The following is an 18872-nucleotide window of genomic DNA, read 5'->3' as shown; positions in this document are numbered from 1 at the left end:
GGTGTTTTTTGTTTTCATGTATTGTGTTATGCGGTGCGGGCGCCGCGGGGGGGGCCCCAGCGGGGGGGGGGCGCGGCCCCGCCGCCCCCCCCCCGCGACCGGGAACCGATCGCCGTGTGAACCTCAGATGCCGAGGGCGTGGACCCCGCCGTCGACCATGATCATTGAGCCGGTCGTGGCGGGGAGCCAGTCCGACAGCAGCGCGCAGACGCTCTTCGCCGTCGGGTCCGGGTCCGAGCTGTCCCAGCCGAGCGGCGCGCGGTCGCCCCAGCCGTCTTCGAGGTCCGAGAAGCCCGGGATGGACTTCGCGGCCATCGTCTTCATCGGGCCGGCGCTGACCAGGTTGACGCGGATGCCCTGCGGGCCGAGCTCCTTGGCCAGGTACCGGTTGACCGACTCCAGCGCGGCCTTCGCGACGCCCATCCAGTTGTAGACCGGCCACGCGACGCGGGCGTCGAAGTCCATGCCCACGATGGACGAACCGCGGCCCAGCAGCGGCAGGCACGCCTTCGACAGCGACATGAACGAGTACGCCGAAACATCCACCGCGACCTTGACGTCCTCCGCCGGGGCGTCGAGGAACGGCGCGCCGAGGCAGCTCTGCGGGGCGAACCCGATCGAGTGCAGCACCCCGTCGAGACCGTCGACGTGCTCCCGGACGTGGTCCGCGAGGCCGTCGAGGTGCTCCTGGTTGGTGACGTCCAGCTCGATCACCGGCGCGGGCTCGGGCAGCCGCTTCGCGATGGTCTTGACCAGCGACATGCGGCCGAAGCCGGTCAGCACCACCTTCGCGCCCTCCTGCTGCGCGATCTTGGCCGCGTGGAAGGCGAGCGACGCGTCGGTGATGATGCCGGTGATCAGCAGGCGCTTGCCTGCGAGCAGTCCGGGCACGGGTCCTCCAAGTCTTGGTTCGGGTGAACGGAAATCAGTGGCCGAGGCCGAGGCCGCCGTCGACCGGCAGCACCGCGCCGTTGACGTAGCCGGCGTCCTCCGACGCCAGGTAGCGCACCGCGGCGGCGATCTCCGACGGCTCGGCGTACCGGCCGGAGGGCACCTGCGCGAGGATCTGCTTCTTGCGGTCGTCGGACAGCTCGTCGGTCATGTCGGTGTGCACGAACCCGGGCGCGACGACGTTCGAGGTGATGTTGCGGGAGCCGAGTTCACGGGCCAGCGAGCGCGCGAAGCCGACGAGACCGGCCTTCGACGCCGCGTAGTTCGCCTGGCCGGCCGAGCCGGAGAGCCCGACCACCGAGGAGATGAAGACGAACCGGCCCCACTTGCCGCGCAGCATGCCGCGGGAGGCCCGCTTCGCGACCCGGTAGGCGCCGGTCAGGTTGGCGTTGATGACGCGCTCGAACTGCTCGTCGCTCATCCGCATCAACAGCGTGTCGTCGGTCAGCCCGGCGTTGGACACCAGCACCTCGACCGGGCCCTGGTGCTCCTCGACGAGCTTGAACGCCGCGTCGACCTGTTCGGTGTCCGTGACGTCCGCCTGGACCCCGAAAAGCCCTTCGGGAGCGCCCGAACCACGGTGCGTGACGGCGACCTGGTGTCCCTGCTCCGCGAGATCCCGGGCGATCGCCAGACCGATGCCCCGGTTGCCCCCGGTGACCAGAACGGACCGTCCCACAGTGTTCTCCCTCTTCGTCGACCTTGCGCAGCTGTCGGGCACGAGGTTATCGGCAGCGCCGCGGCGTCGCGCACCCGCGCCCGGGGTGTCCGCGACCGTCCTAAGCGGGTGTTAGGAACTGCCCTCCGACCTTGCTGGTTACCCGCTGGTTGGTCACCGTGAGTCGCAACACAGGAGGTCGACGATGACAACCCGGATCAGCCCCACGACCACGGGGGCCGTGAGCGAAAAGCGCGTGATCGGCAACGTGCTGCGCGGCTCCATCGGCAACCTGGTCGAGTGGTACGACTGGTACGCCTACGCGGCGTTCACCACGTACTTCGCCAAATCGTTCTTCCCCACGACCGACACGACGGCGGCCTTCCTCGGCACGGCCGCGGTGTTCGCGGTCGGGTTCCTCATGCGCCCGCTCGGCGGCTGGATGCTCGGCCGGTTCGCCGACCGCTTCGGCCGCCGCAGCGCGCTGGTGCTTTCGGTCACGTTGATGGCAGGTGGCTCGCTGCTCATCGCCGTCACGCCGAGCTACAGCACGATCGGCCTCGCCGCGCCGATCCTGCTGCTGGTCGCCCGGCTGATCCAGGGCCTGTCCGTCGGCGGTGAGTACTCCACGTCGGCGACCTACCTGTCCGAAGTGGCCACTCCCGGCAAGCGCGGCTTCTACTCGAGCTTCCAGTACGTGACGCTCTACGGCGGCCAGCTGCTGGCGCTGGGCCTCCAGCTGATCCTGCAGGGCCTGCTCACCGAACAGCAGCTCACGTCGTGGGGCTGGCGGATCGCGTTCGGCGTCGGCACGGTGGCCGCGCTCAGCGTGATGTGGCTGCGCCGCGGCATGGACGAGTCCGAAAGCTTCACCAAGGAAAAGGGCGACGACACGGCCGGGGACCGCGGCACGCTGCGCGCGCTGGCCAAGTACCCCAAGGAGATCGCGCTCGTCGTCGGGCTGACCCTCGGCGGGACGGTGGCGTTCTACACCTTCGCCACCTACAGCCAGAAGTTCCTCGAGAACACCGCCCACATCCCGCGGCGCACGGTCACGATCATCCTGTTCTCGGCGATCCTCCTCGCGGCGATCCTGCAGCCCCTGGCCGGCAAGCTGTCCGACCGGATCGGCCGCCGCCCGCTGCTGCTGTTCTTCGGCATCGCGGGCACCCTGCTCACCGTCCCGATCATGACGGTGATGGGCTCGACCCGGAACCCGGTCGGCGCGTTCTTCCTCGTCCTGGCCGGGCTCGTCGTCGTGGCGGGCTACACGTCGATCAACGCGATCGTGAAGGCCGAGCTGTTCCCGACGAAGATCCGCGCCATCGGCGTCGGCCTGCCCTACGCGCTCACCGTCGCGATCTTCGGCGGCACCGCGGAGCTCATCGCGCAGGCGCTGAAGAGCGCCGGGCACGAGTCCGTCTTCTTCTGGTACGTCGCGGGCTGCGTCCTGGTTTCCCTGATCGTCTACGGCACAATGCGGGAAACCTCGAAGAGCTCCGAGCTCGAAGAACGCCGGGACGAAGAACACTGAAAAAGGGGATGGCCGTGCGCGTGCTCCTCGTCGAAGACGACGCGGGGGTCGCGGGCGCGCTCGCGGAGTCGCTGCACGCGCGCGGTCATCCCGTCACCAGCGTCGGCCGCGGGGCCGACGCCCTGCAGCGCCACCGCGACGCCGACCTGGTCCTCCTGGACCTGGGCCTGCCCGACCTCGACGGGCTCGACGTCCTGCGGAAGATCCGCGCCGTCTCGGCGGTGCCGGTGATCGTGCTGACCGCCCGCGGCGACGAACGCTCGGTCGTGCGCGGCCTGCGCCTCGGCGCGGACGACTACCTGACCAAGCCCGTCCGGCTCGCCGAGCTGCTGGCCCGGATGGACGCCGTCGTGCGGCGCGCGGTGGCCCGCGAGGCCCCGGCCGACAGTGCCGGTGACGTCGTGTGCGTCGAGGACGTCGAGATCGACCTCGGCGCCCGCCGGGTCCTCGTCGCCGGGCACGACATCGGGCTGACGACCAAGGAGTTCGAGGTCCTGGCCGTGCTCGCCGCCCGTCCCGGCACCGCGGTCAGCCGCCAGCAGCTGATGGACGAGGTGTGGGGCGACGCGTACCTCGCGGTGTCACGCTCCCTCGACGTCCACCTGACCGCGCTGCGCGCGAAGCTGGACCGGCCGGGGCTGCTCACGACCATCCGCGGCTTCGGCTACCGGCTCGGCCGGGACTGACCCCGTGCGCACCCGGCTGCTGGTGGTCCTGGTCGCCCTCGCACTCGCGGTGGTCGCCGCGTTCGCCGTGCCGCTGCTGGCGTCCACCGCCGAGCAGCGCACCCAGCAGCTGGTCATCTCCCGCACCGCCGACGTCGACCGGTTCGTCGTGCTGGCCCAGCAGGCCGTCGACACGCACGACCCGGGCGCGCTCGTCGCCGACGCGGCCCGCTACGCCGAGCTGTACGGCGAAGGCGTCGTCATCGTGGACCAGCGGCGCGCGCCGCTCGTGCAGGCCGGCGGGCTGACCGCGGCCGACCCGGCGGTGCACGCGCTGGTCGAGGCGACGATGCGCAACGAGCCCGCACCGCAGGTCGACGGGCTCGGCCCGTGGTCGGCCGAACCGGCGTACTTCGCGCGACCGGTCGGCACCGGCACCCGGGTGTCCGGCGTGGTCGTGCTGCGGGCGTCGGTGACGGCGGCGGCCGCGGACGTCGCCACCCGCTGGGGCACCATCGGCGCCGGGGCGCTGCTGGTCGCGGTGGTGTTCGTGCTGCTCGCCGTGGTGCTGGCCCGCTGGATGGTGCGGCCGCTGCACGAGCTGGAGACCGGGGTCCTCGCCGTCGCCGCCGGGCACCGCGCGCACGTCCCCGAACGCACCGGGCCGCGGGAGCTGCGGGTCCTGGCCGGCGAGGTCAACCGGATGTCCGAAGCGGTGCTCGAAGCGGCCGACCAGCAGCACCGGCTGGTCGCCGACGCCTCCCACCAGCTTCGGAACCCGATGGCGGCGCTGCGGCTGCGCGTCGACTCCCTGGCCGCGCAAGCCGAGGGCGCCACCTACCGGGCGACCGTCGCCGAGGTCGAACGCCTGGAGCGGCTACTGGACGGGCTGCTGGCGCTCGCGCTGGCCGAAAGCACGGCGACGCGCGTCGCGGCCGGCGGCGCGGACGAGTCGTGCGACCTCGCCTCCGTGCTCGCCGAACGCGTCGACGCCTGGCGACCGTCGGCCGAGGACGCCGGTTCGACGCTCGTGCCGCCGCCCGGGCACGACGAGCCGGTGACCGTCCGCTGCCCGGAAGGCGAGCTCGCGCAGATCCTGGATGTGGTGCTGGACAACGCCGTCCACTACGCCGGCCGCGGCGCGAAGATCACCACGGACTGGGAAAGCGGGCCGGAGACGGCGACCCTCGTCGTCCGCGACGACGGCCCCGGACTGTCCACTGAGGACCGCGCACGGGCGACCGAACGGTTCTGGCGCGCCGGCGGCGAAGGCGCCCCGCGTGGGACCGGGCTCGGGCTGGCCATCGCGCACCAGCAGGTGCGGACCCGCGGCGGGGTCCTGGAACTGCGCCAGGCACTCCCGCGCGGGCTCGAGGTCCGCGTCACGCTGCCGCTGCAGGAGGCGCCATGACGATCACCCGGCGCACCGTCCTGCTCGGCGGCCTCGGGCTCGCGGTGGCCGGCTGTTCGACGTCCGCCTACGACGGTCCCGAACGGACGATCACCATCGCAGCCGGCGAACGCGGCGGGTTCTACCTCGCCTTCGCCGAACTGCTGGCGGCCGAGCTGAGCCGGACCGAGCCGCGGCTGCACGCCACCGCCGTGCCGACCGAGGCGAGTGTCGCCAACGTCGACCTGGTGCGGCGCGGGCAGGCCGACCTCGGGCTGGTGCTCGCCGACGTCGCCCAGACCGCACTCGCCGGGAACGCGCCGTTCACCGGGAAGGTCCCGCTGCTCGCGCTCGGCCGCGTCTACGAGAACTACCTGCAGCTCGTGGTGCGGGCGGACGGCCCGGTGCGCCGGCTCGCCGACCTGGCCGGACGCCCGGTGTCGCTCGGCGCGGGCGGATCCGGCGCGGCCCAGCTCGGCGAGCGCCTGTTCGCGAAGGCCGGGGTCGCGGTCGACGCCCGGCACCTGCTCTTCGACGACGCCGTCCACGCACTGGCCGACCGGCGGATCGACGCCATGCTCTGGTCCGGCGGGGTGCCGACGCCGAAGCTCGCGGACCTCACCCGCACGACGCCGATCGCGCTGCTGCCGCTCGACGCCGTCGTCCCCGCGCTGCGTGCCTCCTACGGGCCGGTGTACGACCAGGTGCAGGTGCCGGACGGCGCGTACCGCGGGGTCGGGGCGCTGGGCACGATCGGCGTGGCGAACCTGCTGGTCTGCTCCCCCGCCCTGCCCGGCGACGTCGCCGAGGCGGTGGTCCGGCTGCTCGTCGGGCGGGCGACCGACCTCGTGCCCGCCGAGGCGGTCGGCACGCAGTTCCTCGACGTGCGGACGCTGATCGGCACGCAGCCGGTGCCGCTGCAACCGGGCGCGGCGGCCGCGTACCGGGCGTTGCACGGCTGACCGCTAGATTGGGCCGGTGACCGAACCCCGCCGCCCCGTCGTCGAGATGCCGCTGCGCGTGCGCTACCACGAGTGCGACGGCCAGGGCATCGTCTTCAACGCCCACTACATGGCCTATGTGGACATGTGCGCCTTCGAGGCGGAGAAGGCCCTCTTCGGTTCGCACGACGAGTTCCTGGCCCACCGCACGGACGTCGTGGTGGCGGAGGCGAACCTGAAGTTCCGCGCGCCCGCCCGGTACGACGAGGACCTGGTCGTCTCGCAGTACCTGACCCACCTCGGCACGACGTCGCTGGTCTTCGACTTCGAGATCCACCGCGGCGAGACGCTCGTGCTCGCGGCGAACGTCCGGTACGTGTTCATCGACCCGGCCACCGTGCGACCGACGCCGCCGCCGGACGCGGTCCGCAAGGTGTACGCGGCCCTGCTCGAGGACTGAGCCCGTGTTCCGCGTTCTCTTCTACCAGCCCGAAATCCCGCCGAACACGGGCAACGCGATCCGCCTCGCCGCGAACACCGGGTGCGAGCTGCACCTGATCGAGCCGCTCGGGTTCACGCTGGAGGACAAGCAGCTGCGCCGGGCCGGGCTCGACTACCACGACCTGGCCCGGGTCCGGGTGCACGCGTCCCTGTCCGCGGCCTGGGAAGCGTTGCTGCCGGCGAAGGTCTACGCGTTCAGCGCGTCGGCGACGCGGCTGTACACGGACGTCGCGTACGCGCCCGCGGACGTGCTGCTGTTCGGGCCGGAGTCGGTGGGGCTGCCCGCTTCGGTGCAGGAGGCGCCGGAGGTGACCGACCGCGTCCGGCTGCCGATGCTGCCGACCAGCCGGTCGCTCAACCTGGCCAACACGGCGGCGATCACGGTCTACGAGGCCTGGCGGCAGAACGGGTTCGCGACCCCCTGATCAGCCTTCGGGAGCCGGACCGTCATGAACGACTCTTTCAGGGCCTCCGGCGGCATGAACGACCCTTTCATGACGTCCGGAGCGCTCCGGTAGGTTCGCCGGATGCGACAGCAGTTCCTGGGGGCGCTCATCGGCGCCGCGTTCGGCACCGTGTTCGTCCTCGTCAACTCCGGGGCCCCGCTCCCCACCGCGATCGGCTGGGTGCTGCGCGGCCTCGCCGTGGCCGCGCTCGCGGCGGTCGTGGTCCTCGGCTTGCGGGCCGGCGGCCGGCCGACGCTCGACGGGCGGCCGATGTTCGGGCCGAGCTACCGGGCGATCGTCATCGGTGAGGTGGTGCTGCTCGTCGCGGGGTTCTTCGTGCTCAGCCTGCTGGACGCGCCGGTGCAGGCGAACGTCGCGTGGATCGCGACCATCGTCGGGCTCCACTTCGTCGCGCTGGCTTCGGTGTGGAAGACGAAGTCGATCCTGGCGGTGGGGGTGGTCCTGACCCTGCTGGGCGTCGTCGGCCTGGCTCTGCTCGGGAGTTCGGCACTGCCGTGGGTGCCGTTCGTCAGCGGCGTCCTGTCCGGGGTGACCCTGCTCGGCGGAAGCCTGTACGGCGTCCGCCGAGCCTGAGTCACGGGAGTCTCTGGCCGAAGAACAAGCTCGCCGCCGCGCCCATCATGAGGATCAGCGTTCCCACGACCACCCACGGCTTGCTCGCGTCGGCGTCCTTCAGCTCGTAGCCGATCTGCTCGCCGAGGTCCCCATACACCTTCTTCAGCTCTTCGGCGCTGGCCGCCTTGTAGAAGTCGCCGCCGGACAGGCGGGCGATCTCCCGCAGGGACTCGTCGTCCACGCTGACCGGCTGGGCCTTGCCGTCGATGTCGACCGAGCCGTGGGTCGTGCCGAACGAGATCGACGAGATCGGCACGCCGGCCTGCTTCGCCGCCTGCGCCGCCGTGTAACCGCCGCGCGCCGCGTACAGGTCTTCGGGCACCGTCTGCTTGCCGTCGGACATCAGCACGATCCGCGCCGGCGGTGGTCCGTCGGCCCCGCCCACGACGCTGGAGAAGCTCTCCACCGACTGCAGGGCCGCGAAGATGCCCTCGCCGGTCGCCGTCGACTGGGCGAGCTTCAGGTTCTCGATCGCCTTGATCACGCCGTTGCGGTCGGTGGTCGGGTTGACCAGCACGGTCGCCGTGCCCGCGAACGAGATCAGGCCCAGGTTGATGCCCGGGGTCATGTTCTGCGCGAACTGCGTCGCCGCGTCCTGCGCCGCCTTCAGCCGGGTCGGCGCGACGTCGGTGGCCTCCATCGACAGCGACACGTCGATCACCAGCATCACGGTCGCCCGGTTGCGCGGCACCTTCTGCTCGGCGGTCGGCCCGGCCAGCCCCACGGTCAGCAGCAGCAGCGACAGCACGATCAGCACCGCCGGCAGGTGCCGCACCCAGCCCTGGCTCTTCGGCGCGACCTTCTCCAGCAGGGCGAGGTTCGCGAACCGCATGGTCCGCTTCCGGCGCGCCCGCTGAGCGAGCACGTACCCGATGGCGACGGCGGCGACCGCGATCAGCAGCAGGAACCACCACGGCGCGGCGAAGCCGGTCAAACTCATGCGCACACCTCGCTGACGCTCGGTGCGGCCTGAGCCGAAGACGCAGTGTTGGATGGTTCGGTCGCAAGCTCCCTCACGCGACACCCCCGGACCAGCGTCGCTTGCGGGCGACGACGAACCGCACCATGTCGGCGATCCAGTCGGCGTCGGTCCGCAGCGTCAGGTGCGCCGCACCCGCGCGCCGCAGGCCGGCCGCCACCGTCTGCCGGTGGGCGTGGGCCGCGGCCCCGAACTCCTTGCGCAGCAAGGCCGACGCATGCACTTCGCGCTGTTTCCCTGTCTCCGGGTCGGCCAGCACGACGGTGCCCACCTCGGGCAGGTCGACGTCGCGCGGGTCGAGGACTTCGATCGCGATCAGTTCGTGGCGCCCGCCCAGCGCCCGCAGCGGCCGCTCCCAGGTGGTCTCCCCCAGGAAGTCGGAGATCACCACGGCCAGCCCCCGGCGGCGCGGCGGCCGGCGCAGCGCCTCCAGGGCCTCGGCGAAGTCACCCCGGGTGCCCTCGGGCGCGCGCGGTGACGTGGCGATCTTCCGCACCAGCCCGCGGGCGTGCGCCAGCCCGCCGCGCGCCGGCACCCGGGTGGTCTCGGCGCCGTTGGACAGCAGCGCGCCGAGCCGGTTGCCGCCGCCCCCGGTCAGGTGCGCGACCGCGGCGACCGCGCAGACCACCAGGTCACGCTTCTCGCAGAGCGCCGTGCCGAAGTCGAGGCTCGCCGAGAGGTCGGCGACGACCCACGTCTCCAGCTCGCGGTCGGCCACGGTCTCGCGGATGTGCGGGGTCGTGGTGCGGGCGGTGACCGCCCAGTCCATCCGGCGGACGTCGTCGCCGGGCTGGTACGGGCGGGCCTCGCCGGGCTCGGACCCCGGCCCCGGCACCAGGCCGAGGTGGTTGCCCTGCAGCAGCCCGTCGAGCCGCCGGCGGACGTCGAGCTCCAGCGTCCGGAGCCCGGCCTCCAGCCGGTCGCCGTGCAGCACCGGCGGCGCCCACGAAGGGCGGGTGCCCTTCTCGTTCTTCGCCATCACCGGTTACCTGACCGGCGCGCCCGCCGGGACCGGGCCGCCCTGGCCGGTCCCGCCCTGCGGCCGGGCCGAGACCTGCGGCAACGGCACGGTCTGCAGCACGCGCGTGATGATGTGCTCGATGGGCACGCCATCGGCGAGCGCGTCGTAGGACAGCACGAGCCGGTGGCGCAGCACGTCCGGCACGACGTCGACGACGTCCTGCGGCAGCACGTAGTCGCGGCCGCGGACCAGGGCCAGCGCCCGGGCGGCGGCGATGATGCCGAGGCTCGCGCGCGGCGAGGCACCGTAGGACACCCAGCCGGCGACGTCGGCGAGGCCGTGCTCGTTCGGCGTCCGGGTGGTCAGCACGAGGCGGACCACGTAGTCGACGAGGGCGTGGTGCACGAACACCTGCGCCGCGACGCCCTGCAGCCGGACCAGCTCGCCCGGGCTGAGCACCTCGTGCGGGGTGGGCGGGGTGACGCCCATCCGGTAGATGATCTCGCGCTCCTCCTCGGCGGTGGGGTACTCGACGAGGATCTTGAACAGGAACCGGTCGCGCTGCGCCTCGGGCAGCGGGTACACGCCCTCGTTCTCGATCGGGTTCTGGGTGGCCAGGACGAGGAACGGGTCGGGCATCGCGAACGTCTGCCCGCCGATCGACACGTGCCGCTCGGCCATCACCTCGAGCATCGCCGACTGCACCTTCGCCGGCGCGCGGTTGATCTCGTCGGCGAGCACGAAGTTCGCCACGACCGGGCCGAGCTCGACGTCGAACCGCTCGGCGCCCTGACGGTAGATCCGGGTGCCGAGGATGTCCGCGGGCACCAGGTCGGGGGTGAACTGGACGCGGGAGAACGAGCCGCCGACGACCCGGGCGAACGTCTCCACCGCGAGGGTCTTCGCCACACCCGGCACGCCTTCGAGCAGCAGGTGGCCCTTGGCCAGCAGGCCGACGAGCATTCGCTCGACCAGGCGGTCCTGGCCGACGATGATCCGCTTGACCTCGAACACGGTCCGCTCCAGCAACTGGGCGTCCCGGGCCGGCGTCCCGGGCTGTTGCCCGTTCCCGCCCTCGGCGTAGCCGGGCTCGGTCACTCTGCCTCCTCGAAAGTTCGTGCGCCGCCCCCGCGACGGTGATCACGCGGTGCGACCGTACTGCGTCCCCCGGCCGTTCGTCCGTCCGGCACGCGGACGCGCGGGTTGCCCCATCAGTAGCCAACACCTCCCCCGGTGTGACATCTGTGAAGCAGGCCCTCAGCGGTGGCGCTCGAGGTCCTCGGGGGTGTCGATGTCGTCCGCTTCGCCCAGTTCGGCCGGCACGTCGGTGATGCGCAGGCCGGCCAGGGTGCGCCGCAGCGCCGCGTTTTCCGGCTGCTCCGGCAGCGCCGCCTTCAGCGCGGCGACCCGCCAGGCGCCGAGCAACCACTGCCGGGCCCCGGCGGCGTCGACGAGCACGGCGCCGTCGCCGTCGCCGATCGCCGCGACCAGCCGGTCCACTGTGGACCGCCGGACGCCCGGGAGGTCGGCGGCCAGCACCGCGACCGCTTCGACGTCGTCCGGGACGAACGCGAGCCCCGCCGCCAGTGCCGCCACCGGCCCGGTGCCCGGCACCGGTTCCCGGGTCCACACGACGTCGAAGCCGGGCCGCCGCGGCCCGACGGCGATCACCCGCTCGGCGCCGTCCAGGGCGTGGATCGCGCGGGCGAGCAAGGGTTGCCCGCCCACCGACAGGGCCGGCTTGTCCACACCGGACAGTCTGCGGGCCGAACCGCCGGCCACCACGATCCCCGCGTAGCGCATCCCGGGAATCTAGCGGCCCAGCACGAGGTAGGTGAAGCCCAGCACGCCCCGGTAGTCGCGGACGTACTCGCTCAGCCGCCCGTCGAGCCAGTCCCGCACCTCGGCGGCCCGCGGGTCGGCCGGGTGCGCCGACACCCACTCCGCCCAGCCGGCGCGCGAGGTGGACTCGAAGTCGTCCCATTCGAGCTGGTCGGCGGTGCTGAAGTGGAGCACCCGCCAGCCGGCGCCGGCCGCCGCGTCGAGCAGGTCCGGCAGGGTCAGCGTGTCCGGGCCGAAGATCTCCTGCGCCGCGGGGTTCGGCGGAGCCGCCCAGAAGCCGTCGCCGTAGAGCAGCCGGCCGGACGGCACCACCCGGGCGAGCCCTTCGAGCGCCGCCTTCGTCGAGCCGAAGATGTGGGCGGCACCGACGCAGAAGGCCCGCTCGGCGGGAACGACCCAGGTCGCGGCGTCCGACTCGGTGAAGTCGGCCGTCAGGCCACGCTCCCGCGCCGCCGCCCGCCCGCGGTCGAGGCCGGTCACGTCGGTGTCGACACCGGTCCCCCGCAGGCCCGGCGCCCGGCCGAGCGCCCGCAGCAGCAGCTCACCCCAGCCGCAGCCGAGGTCGACGAGGTGACCCGCGCCGAGGTCCATCCGGTCGAGCAGCAGCTCGGCGTGGGCCTCGGACAGGGGTGTGTTCCAGCGCATCCGGGAGCGGCGCAGCGCGTTCAGTTCGTCGTCCACCGGGCGATCTTGGGCCCCGGCAGCGACGGCGTCGAGCGAGTTTCCGGCATACTCGGCGCGTGACCTACACCGCCGAGCCGCGCGTCGACGCCTACATCGACGCCCTGCCGGAGTGGCAGCAGGCGATCTGCCGGGAGGTCCGCGAGCTCGTCCACGCGGCGGACCCCGAGGTGACCGAGACGATCAAGCGCACCCGGCAGCCGTACTTCGTGCTGGCGGGCAACATCTGCGCCCTGCTGGCGGCGAAGGACCACGTCAACGTCTTCGTCTACGACGGCGGCATCGTCCCCGACCCCGAGGGCATCATCACCGCCGGGCACGACAACAAGACCGCCCGGACGGTCGCCTTCCGTCGTGACGAGACGATCAACGCGCCCGCGCTCACCGAGATGTTCCGGCGGATCATCGCGAACAACCGGGCCGGCGGCTGGCGCAAGATCAAGCGCGAGCAGGCCGGCACCTGACCGGACTCAGCCGATCAGGCGGGTCGCGTACGGCATGATCCCGCCGTAGCGCACCGGGGCGACCCGGACCCGCAGGCCGGACTGCGGTGCCTCGACCATCTGCCCGCCGCCGAGGTACAGGGCCACGTGGTGGATGCCGCCCGCGCCGCCCCAGAACAGCATGTCGCCGCGGCGCATCTGCGACAGCGGGACCCGGCGGCCCGATGTGTACTGGTAGCCGCTGTAGTGCGGCAGGCCCCGGACCCCGGCGAACGCGTAGATCATCAGGCCGGAGCAGTCGAAGCCGATCTTGTTGTAGTCGCCGTAGCGGTCGGCGACGCCGCCGTCGCGGATGCCGCGGGTGGGGCCGCTCGCGTTGCCGCCGCCCCAGGCGTAGGGCAGGCCGATCTTCGACAGCGCCCGGGAGACGACCGCTTCGATGGACGAGCCGGCCGGGCCCGCCGCCGGCCTGCTCGCCGGGCGGCCGCCCCCGCCGGACGAGCCGAGCGCGGCCTGGCGGGCGCGCTCGTCGTCCTCGCGCTGCTTCTGGGCCAGCCAGTCCTGGTAGCGCTGCCGCTGGCCCTGCAGGCCGCTGACCTTGGACTGGGCGGTGTAGAGCTGCTGCTCGACGTCGGACTTGTTCTTCTCGAGCTGGGTGTTCTGCGTGGCCTGGCTGTCCTGGGCCGTGATGGCCGCGGACTGCGCGGAGTCGGCACTGCTCTTCGCCTCGCGCGCGGCATCCTGCTTCTGCTGGGCGATCTCGGCGGCCTTGCGGGCCGCGGAGTCCTTGTTCGACTTCTCGGTCTGCGCCTGCTGGAGCCGGTCGAGGGCGTTGAGCCGGTCACCGCCGACGGCGTCGAGCAGCTGCGCGCGGGCCAGCATGTCCTTGGGGCTGTCGGCGCTCAGGTACGCCGAGAGCGACCCGACCGTGCTGCCCTGCTGGAAGCTCGCGGCCGCGAAGGTCTTCAGGTCGTTCCGGGCCTTTTCGATGGCCGAGGCGGCCGCGTCCGCCTCGGTCCGGGCGGCCTTCGCGTCGTTCTCCGCCTGGGCGGCGGCGTCCTGCGCCGACTGCAGGTCGACCAGGGCCTTGTTGGCCTCTTCCTGCTTGAGCTCGACGTCGTCCTGCAGCTGCGACAGCTTCTGCTCGGCCTGGGCCAGCTGGTTGGTCAGCCGGCCGACCTCGCCCGCCTTGGCGTTCGCCTGGGCCTTGCTGGAGTTCAGCTCCGAGTCACTGGGGTTGGGCGGCGGCGGGGGCGCGGCCAGGCCGGTGCCGCCCCCGCCGAACAAGATCACCAGGACCAGGGTGCTCACGGTCAGTCCACGGCGCCCGCCCGGCACACACCAGCCCTTGCGCCGTTCCGGCACGACCGCCACCTCCGCTCACCTGCGCACACCGCGCGTCACTGCAGTCACACCACTATCACAAGCATCATCGGAAACTTACACACCGTAGGCATCAATTCCCCTTATTGAGGGACCCCCACGGCGCCGGCGGCCTGAATGGCGCAGCCCACACCGCGTGTCGTCTTGAACCCTAAACAGGACGCGCGTACTGTTTGAACCACCGCGAGGTGTGCCATCCCGAATCCGGTCTTACGGTGGGGGTGCGCAAGACTCGCGTCCGCCCCCGTGCGGACCGCACGACACCCGAACTGACCGCACTGACCCGGGACTCGACCGCCGCACCGGCGCGGAAGTCCATGCCACTGGAGTTAGACGTGACCGCACCTGCCAGCAAGGACAGCTTCGGCGCCAAAGACACGCTGAAGGTCGGGGACGCCTCGTACGAGGTGTTCCGCCTGAACAAGGTCGAGGGCGCCGAGCGCCTGCCGTACAGCCTGAAGATCCTGCTCGAGAACCTGCTGCGCACCGAGGACGGCGCGAACATCACCGCCGACCACATCCGCGCGCTGAGCTCGTGGGACCCGAAGGCCGACCCGTCGATCGAGATCCAGTTCACGCCCGCCCGCGTGATCATGCAGGACTTCACCGGCGTCCCCTGCGTCGTCGACCTCGCCACCATGCGCGAAGCGGTCACCGACCTCGGCGGCGACCCGGACAAGGTCAACCCGCTCGCCCCGGCCGAGCTGGTCATCGACCACTCGGTGATCATCGACGTCTTCGGCCGTCCCGACGCCTTCGAGCGCAACGTCGAGATCGAGTACGAGCGCAACCGCGAGCGCTACCAGTTCCTGCGCTGGGGCCAGGGCGCCTTCGACGAGTTCAAGGTCGTCCCGCCGGGCACCGGCATCGTGCACCAGGTCAACATCGAGCACCTCGCCCGCACGGTCATGTCCCGGGGCGGCCAGGCCTACCCCGACTCCTGCGTCGGCACCGACTCGCACACCACCATGGTCAACGGCCTGGGCGTGCTGGGCTGGGGCGTCGGCGGCATCGAAGCCGAGGCCGCCATGCTGGGCCAGCCGGTGTCGATGCTGATCCCGCGCGTCGTCGGCTTCAAGCTGACCGGCGAGATCCCCACCGGCGTCACCGCGACCGACGTCGTGCTGACCATCACCGAGATGCTGCGCCGCCACGGCGTGGTCTCCAAGTTCGTCGAGTTCTACGGCGACGGCGTGAGCGCGGTGCCGCTGGCCAACCGCGCCACCATCGGCAACATGAGCCCCGAGTTCGGCTCCACCGCGGCGATCTTCCCGATCGACGAGGAGACCGTCCGCTACCTCAAGCTGACCGGCCGCTCCGCCGAGCAGGTCGCCCTGGTCGAGGCGTACGCCAAGGAGCAGGGCCTCTGGCACGACGCGTCGCACGAGCCGGTCTTCTCCGAGTACATCGAGCTGGACCTCTCGACGGTCGTCCCGTCGATCGCCGGCCCGAAGCGCCCGCAGGACCGCATCGAGCTGACCGACGCGAAGTCGTCGTTCCGCAAGTCGGTGCACGACTACGTGGACGGCGAAGACTCCACGCCGCACACGAAGATGGACGAAGCTTCGGAGGAGTCCTTCCCGGCCAGCGACGCGCCGTCGCTGTCGTTCGCCGAGGACGACGCCGCCCCGGTGATCGTGTCCGCCGCGAACGGCGCCTCGGGCCGCCCGACCAAGCCGGTCAAGGTCTCGACCCCCGACCGCGGCGAGTTCGTGCTCGACCACGGCGCCGTGGTGATCGCCTCGATCACCTCGTGCACCAACACCTCGAACCCGTCGGTCATGCTCGGCGCCGCGCTGCTCGCGCGCAACGCCGTGGACAAGGGCCTCGCGGTGAAGCCGTGGGTCAAGACGTCGATGGCGCCGGGCTCGCAGGTCGTCACCGACTACTACACCAAGGCCAACCTGTGGCCGTACCTGGAGAAGCTGGGCTACCACCTGGTCGGCTACGGCTGCACCACCTGCATCGGCAACTCCGGCCCGCTCTCGGACGAGATCTCCGCGGCGATCCAGGAGAACGACCTCACCGCGGTCTCGGTGCTCTCGGGCAACCGGAACTTCGAAGGCCGGATCAACCCCGACGTGAAGATGAACTACCTCGCGTCGCCGCCGCTGGTCATCGCCTACGCGCTGGCCGGGACGATGGACTTCGACTTCGCGAACCAGCCGCTGGGCCAGGACACCGACGGCACCGACGTGTTCCTGAAGGACATCTGGCCGTCGCCGCAGGAGATCCAGGAGACCATCGACTCCTCGATCACGCAGGAGATGTTCACCAAGGACTACGCCGACGTCTTCGACGGTGGCGAGCGCTGGAAGGCGCTGCCCACCCCCGAGGGCAAGACCTTCGAGTGGGACGCCGAGTCCACCTACGTCCGGAAGCCCCCGTACTTCGACGGCATGACGCCGGAGCCGGCGGCGGTCACCGACATCTCCGGCGCGCGCGTGCTGGCGAAGCTGGGCGACTCGGTCACCACCGACCACATCTCCCCCGCCGGCGCGATCAAGCCGGGCACCCCGGCCGCGCAGTACCTCACCGAGCACGGCGTGGACAAGAAGGACTTCAACTCCTACGGCTCGCGGCGCGGCAACCACGAGGTGATGATCCGCGGCACCTTCGCGAACATCCGGCTGCGCAACCAGCTCCTGGACGACGTGCAGGGCGGCTACACCCGCGACTTCACCCAGGACGACGCCCCGCAGGCGTTCATCTACGACGCGGCGGAGAACTACGCCGCGGCCGGCACCCCGCTGGTCGTGCTGGGCGGCAAGGAGTACGGCTCGGGCTCGTCGCGTGACTGGGCGGCCAAGGGCACCTCGCTGCTGGGCGTCCGCGCGGTGATCACCGAGTCGTTCGAGCGCATCCACCGCTCGAACCTGATCGGCATGGGCGTCATCCCGCTGCAGTTCCCGGCGGGCGAATCGGCCGCGTCGCTGAAGCTGGACGGCACCGAGACGTTCGACATCTCCGGTATCACCAAGCTGAACGACGGCGAGACCCCGCGCACCGTGCACGTCACGGCCACCAAGGCGGACGGCAGCAAGGTGGAGTTCGAGGCGGACGTCCGCATCGACACTCCGGGTGAGGCGGACTACTACCGCAACGGCGGCATCCTGCAGTACGTGCTGCGGAAGATGACGAACGCGTAAGGGGTTTCCCCGCTTTCCGAAAAGGCCTCCCCGCTGGTTCCCGGCGGGGAGGCCTTTTTTCGGTACCGTGGCCGGCATGGGGGAACGCATCGACCTCGGCGACGGCCACCTGTCCTACGACGAACGCGGCGAAGGTCCGCCGGTGGTGTTCCTGCACGCGGGCGGGATGACCCGCGCGATGTGGGAAGAGCAGTTCAGCCGCTTCGCCCGCGACCACCGCGTGATCCGCTACGACGCCCGCGGCGCCGGTGGATCGTCGGACCCGTCAGGTCCCTTCTCCCATCGCGAAGACCTGGAAAAGCTCCTCGACACCTTGGCCGTGGAGCGCCCGGTGCTGGTCGGCTGCTCGCTCGGCAGCCGGGTGTTCCTCGACTTCGCCCTGGCCCACCCCGACCGGGCCGCCGGGCTGTTCCTGACCTCGCCGGGGATCAGCGGGATGGAGTTCCAGGACCCGTACGTCCTGCGTCTGCTGGCCGAAGCGGGCGCGGCTGCTCAGTTGGGCGACGGCGCCGCGGTGCTGGAGTGCGTCCTGCGGTTGTGGGTCGACGGCCCGCACCGCACGCCCGCGGAGGTGGACCCGGCGGTCCGCGCGCTCTGCCGGGACATGCTGGTCGCCAACTTCTCCCGGGGGCACGGCGCTCCCGCTCCGGGTGCCGAGCTGGGCGCGATCGGCCGGGTGCCCGAGATCGGGACGCGCGCGCTGGTCGTCACGGGCGACCTGGACTCCACCGACATCTTCGCCGTCGCCGACCTGATCGAACGCGAGGCACCGCACGCGCGCCGGGCCCGGGTGCCCGGCGCCGCGCACCTGGTGAACCTCGACCGCCCCGACCGGTTCGGCGAGCTGCTCGAGGAGTTCCTCGCTACACCGTGACGGCATCCCAGCGCACGCTCGACACCGCGGGCTCCAGCGACAGCCGGGACACCGCCGACTCCATCTGGGCGTCGTCGCGCTCGTCGGCGGCGAGTTCGGCGCGGACCTCGACCGTGCGGTCCTCCGGGCGGTCCGTGCTCAGCACCGACAGGAGACGGAAGTCCGTGCGTGCCAACGCTTGGACGAGCAAGGCCCGGACGTGGGCCTCGGAGTCGTCGCGGGTCACGGCCTGGAACTCGTAGCGGGCCGGGGTTTCGTCGCCCGAGTCCGGGCGGCGGTCGACGACGCGGCCGAGCGGCCGCAGCACCACGTTCACCCCGACCACGACCGCCGTCCCGGCCAGGGCCACCGCGTACAACCCCGATCCCGCAAGGGATCCCACGGCCGCCGAACACCACAGCGTCGCCGCCGTGTTGAGGCCGCGGACGTTGAGGCCGTCGCGCATGATCACGCCGGCACCGAGGAACCCGATGCCGGAGACGATCTGCGCGGCGACCCGGGTCGGGTCGGCGTCGGCGCTCGTGCTCAGCCCGCCGAAGCCGTGGGCGGACAACAAAACGAACAAGGTCGCGCCGACCGCGACGAGGGCGTTGGTGCGCAGCCCGGCCATCCGGGCGCGGAACTGGCGCTCGAACCCGATGACGGCACCCAGGCCGACGCCGGCGCCGACGCGCAACAGCATTTCGAAGATGGTCATGATCCGGCTCTTTCCGGCGTGCGCGCACTGCCGGACAGGAGGAGACCGGACGGGATCAGCCCAGCCGGAAGCCTCCGGTGAGCGCACGCCCGGTCGTCCGTTGACTGTCCGCTGGCATGTGCCGCTCACCTCGCTTCCGTT

The 18872-nt window shown here is 71.8% G+C and carries 19 protein-coding genes; 10 read left to right on the top strand and 9 right to left on the bottom strand.

Annotated elements, in window-relative coordinates; genetic code table 11:
• Nucleotides 1–123: 123 nt before the first annotated feature.
• Entirely contained in the window at nt 124–891 is a 768-nt protein-coding gene (gene fabI, locus AB0C38_RS45075) for an enoyl-ACP reductase FabI (protein WP_360686191.1), read from the bottom strand.
• A gap of 34 nt (nt 892–925) precedes the next feature.
• Entirely contained in the window at nt 926–1630 is a 705-nt protein-coding gene (locus AB0C38_RS45070; RefSeq protein WP_360686188.1) for a beta-ketoacyl-ACP reductase, read from the bottom strand.
• A gap of 184 nt (nt 1631–1814) precedes the next feature.
• Between AB0C38_RS45070 and AB0C38_RS45065 the strand changes: the two genes are divergently transcribed.
• The 7 genes from AB0C38_RS45065 (at nt 1815) to AB0C38_RS45035 (ending at nt 7680) form a co-directional block, all read left to right on the top strand.
• Complete coding sequence (locus tag AB0C38_RS45065; protein ID WP_360686185.1) at nt 1815–3143, top strand: MFS transporter; 1329 nt, start codon at nt 1815–1817, stop codon at nt 3141–3143.
• Nucleotides 3144–3151: 8 nt separating this feature from the next.
• On the top strand, nt 3152–3829 hold the full coding sequence (locus tag AB0C38_RS45060) for a response regulator transcription factor (RefSeq protein ID WP_360686182.1): 678 nt from the start codon (nt 3152–3154) through the stop codon (nt 3827–3829).
• Between the two features lie 4 nt (nt 3830–3833).
• Complete coding sequence (locus AB0C38_RS45055) at nt 3834–5219, top strand: HAMP domain-containing sensor histidine kinase (RefSeq protein ID WP_360686179.1); 1386 nt, start codon at nt 3834–3836, stop codon at nt 5217–5219.
• Nucleotides 5216–6160, top strand: a complete 945-nt coding sequence (locus AB0C38_RS45050; RefSeq protein WP_360686176.1) for a TAXI family TRAP transporter solute-binding subunit — start codon at nt 5216–5218, stop codon at nt 6158–6160. The genes AB0C38_RS45055 and AB0C38_RS45050 overlap by 4 nt, the downstream gene beginning before the upstream one ends.
• Before the next feature lie 16 nt (nt 6161–6176).
• Complete coding sequence (locus AB0C38_RS45045; protein ID WP_360686173.1) at nt 6177–6599, top strand: thioesterase family protein; 423 nt, start codon at nt 6177–6179, stop codon at nt 6597–6599.
• Nucleotides 6600–6603: 4 nt separating this feature from the next.
• Nucleotides 6604–7065, top strand: a complete 462-nt coding sequence (locus AB0C38_RS45040; RefSeq protein WP_360686170.1) for a tRNA (cytidine(34)-2'-O)-methyltransferase — start codon at nt 6604–6606, stop codon at nt 7063–7065.
• Nucleotides 7066–7167: 102 nt separating this feature from the next.
• Nucleotides 7168–7680, top strand: coding sequence for a hypothetical protein (locus tag AB0C38_RS45035; protein ID WP_360686167.1), 513 nt, complete (start codon nt 7168–7170; stop codon nt 7678–7680).
• A 1-nt stretch (nt 7681) separates the two neighbouring features.
• On the opposite strand, the gene AB0C38_RS45030 is transcribed toward AB0C38_RS45035, so the two are convergent.
• From AB0C38_RS45030 to AB0C38_RS45010, 5 genes are all read right to left on the bottom strand, one after another.
• Nucleotides 7682–8662, bottom strand: a complete 981-nt coding sequence (locus tag AB0C38_RS45030; RefSeq protein ID WP_360686165.1) for a VWA domain-containing protein — start codon at nt 8660–8662, stop codon at nt 7682–7684.
• A gap of 73 nt (nt 8663–8735) precedes the next feature.
• Complete coding sequence (locus AB0C38_RS45025) at nt 8736–9680, bottom strand: DUF58 domain-containing protein (protein WP_360686162.1); 945 nt, start codon at nt 9678–9680, stop codon at nt 8736–8738.
• Nucleotides 9681–9686: 6 nt separating this feature from the next.
• On the bottom strand, nt 9687–10760 hold the full coding sequence (locus AB0C38_RS45020) for an AAA family ATPase (protein WP_360686159.1): 1074 nt from the start codon (nt 10758–10760) through the stop codon (nt 9687–9689).
• 159 nt (nt 10761–10919) lie between these two features.
• Nucleotides 10920–11465: an NTP transferase domain-containing protein gene (locus AB0C38_RS45015; RefSeq protein WP_360686156.1), complete on the bottom strand. Its 546-nt coding sequence runs from the start codon at nt 11463–11465 to the stop codon at nt 10920–10922.
• Between the two features lie 9 nt (nt 11466–11474).
• Nucleotides 11475–12185 (bottom strand): class I SAM-dependent methyltransferase, encoded by a 711-nt coding sequence (locus AB0C38_RS45010; protein WP_360686153.1) that lies wholly within the window; start codon nt 12183–12185, stop codon nt 11475–11477.
• 59 nt (nt 12186–12244) lie between these two features.
• Here AB0C38_RS45010 and AB0C38_RS45005 point away from each other — a divergent pair, with 59 nt between their 5' ends.
• Nucleotides 12245–12649: a DUF1801 domain-containing protein gene (locus AB0C38_RS45005; protein WP_360686150.1), complete on the top strand. Its 405-nt coding sequence runs from the start codon at nt 12245–12247 to the stop codon at nt 12647–12649.
• A gap of 6 nt (nt 12650–12655) precedes the next feature.
• On the opposite strand, the gene AB0C38_RS45000 is transcribed toward AB0C38_RS45005, so the two are convergent.
• On the bottom strand, nt 12656–13966 hold the full coding sequence (locus tag AB0C38_RS45000) for an NlpC/P60 family protein (protein WP_360686213.1): 1311 nt from the start codon (nt 13964–13966) through the stop codon (nt 12656–12658).
• A 380-nt stretch (nt 13967–14346) separates the two neighbouring features.
• Between AB0C38_RS45000 and AB0C38_RS44995 the strand changes: the two genes are divergently transcribed.
• Complete coding sequence (locus AB0C38_RS44995) at nt 14347–17160, top strand: aconitate hydratase (RefSeq protein ID WP_360686147.1); 2814 nt, start codon at nt 14347–14349, stop codon at nt 17158–17160.
• Between the two features lie 76 nt (nt 17161–17236).
• Entirely contained in the window at nt 17237–18034 is a 798-nt protein-coding gene (locus AB0C38_RS44990; protein ID WP_360686144.1) for an alpha/beta fold hydrolase, read from the top strand.
• Here AB0C38_RS44990 and AB0C38_RS44985 read toward each other — a convergent pair.
• Nucleotides 18024–18731, bottom strand: coding sequence for an MgtC/SapB family protein (locus tag AB0C38_RS44985; RefSeq protein WP_360686140.1), 708 nt, complete (start codon nt 18729–18731; stop codon nt 18024–18026). The genes AB0C38_RS44990 and AB0C38_RS44985 overlap by 11 nt on opposite strands.
• Nucleotides 18732–18872: the final 141 nt, after the last annotated feature.

The sequence above is a fragment of the Amycolatopsis sp. NPDC048633 genome (genome assembly GCF_040650695.1).
Lineage (GTDB): Bacteria > Actinomycetota > Actinomycetes > Mycobacteriales > Pseudonocardiaceae > Amycolatopsis.
This window is presented reverse-complemented; position numbering and strand designations above follow the sequence as displayed.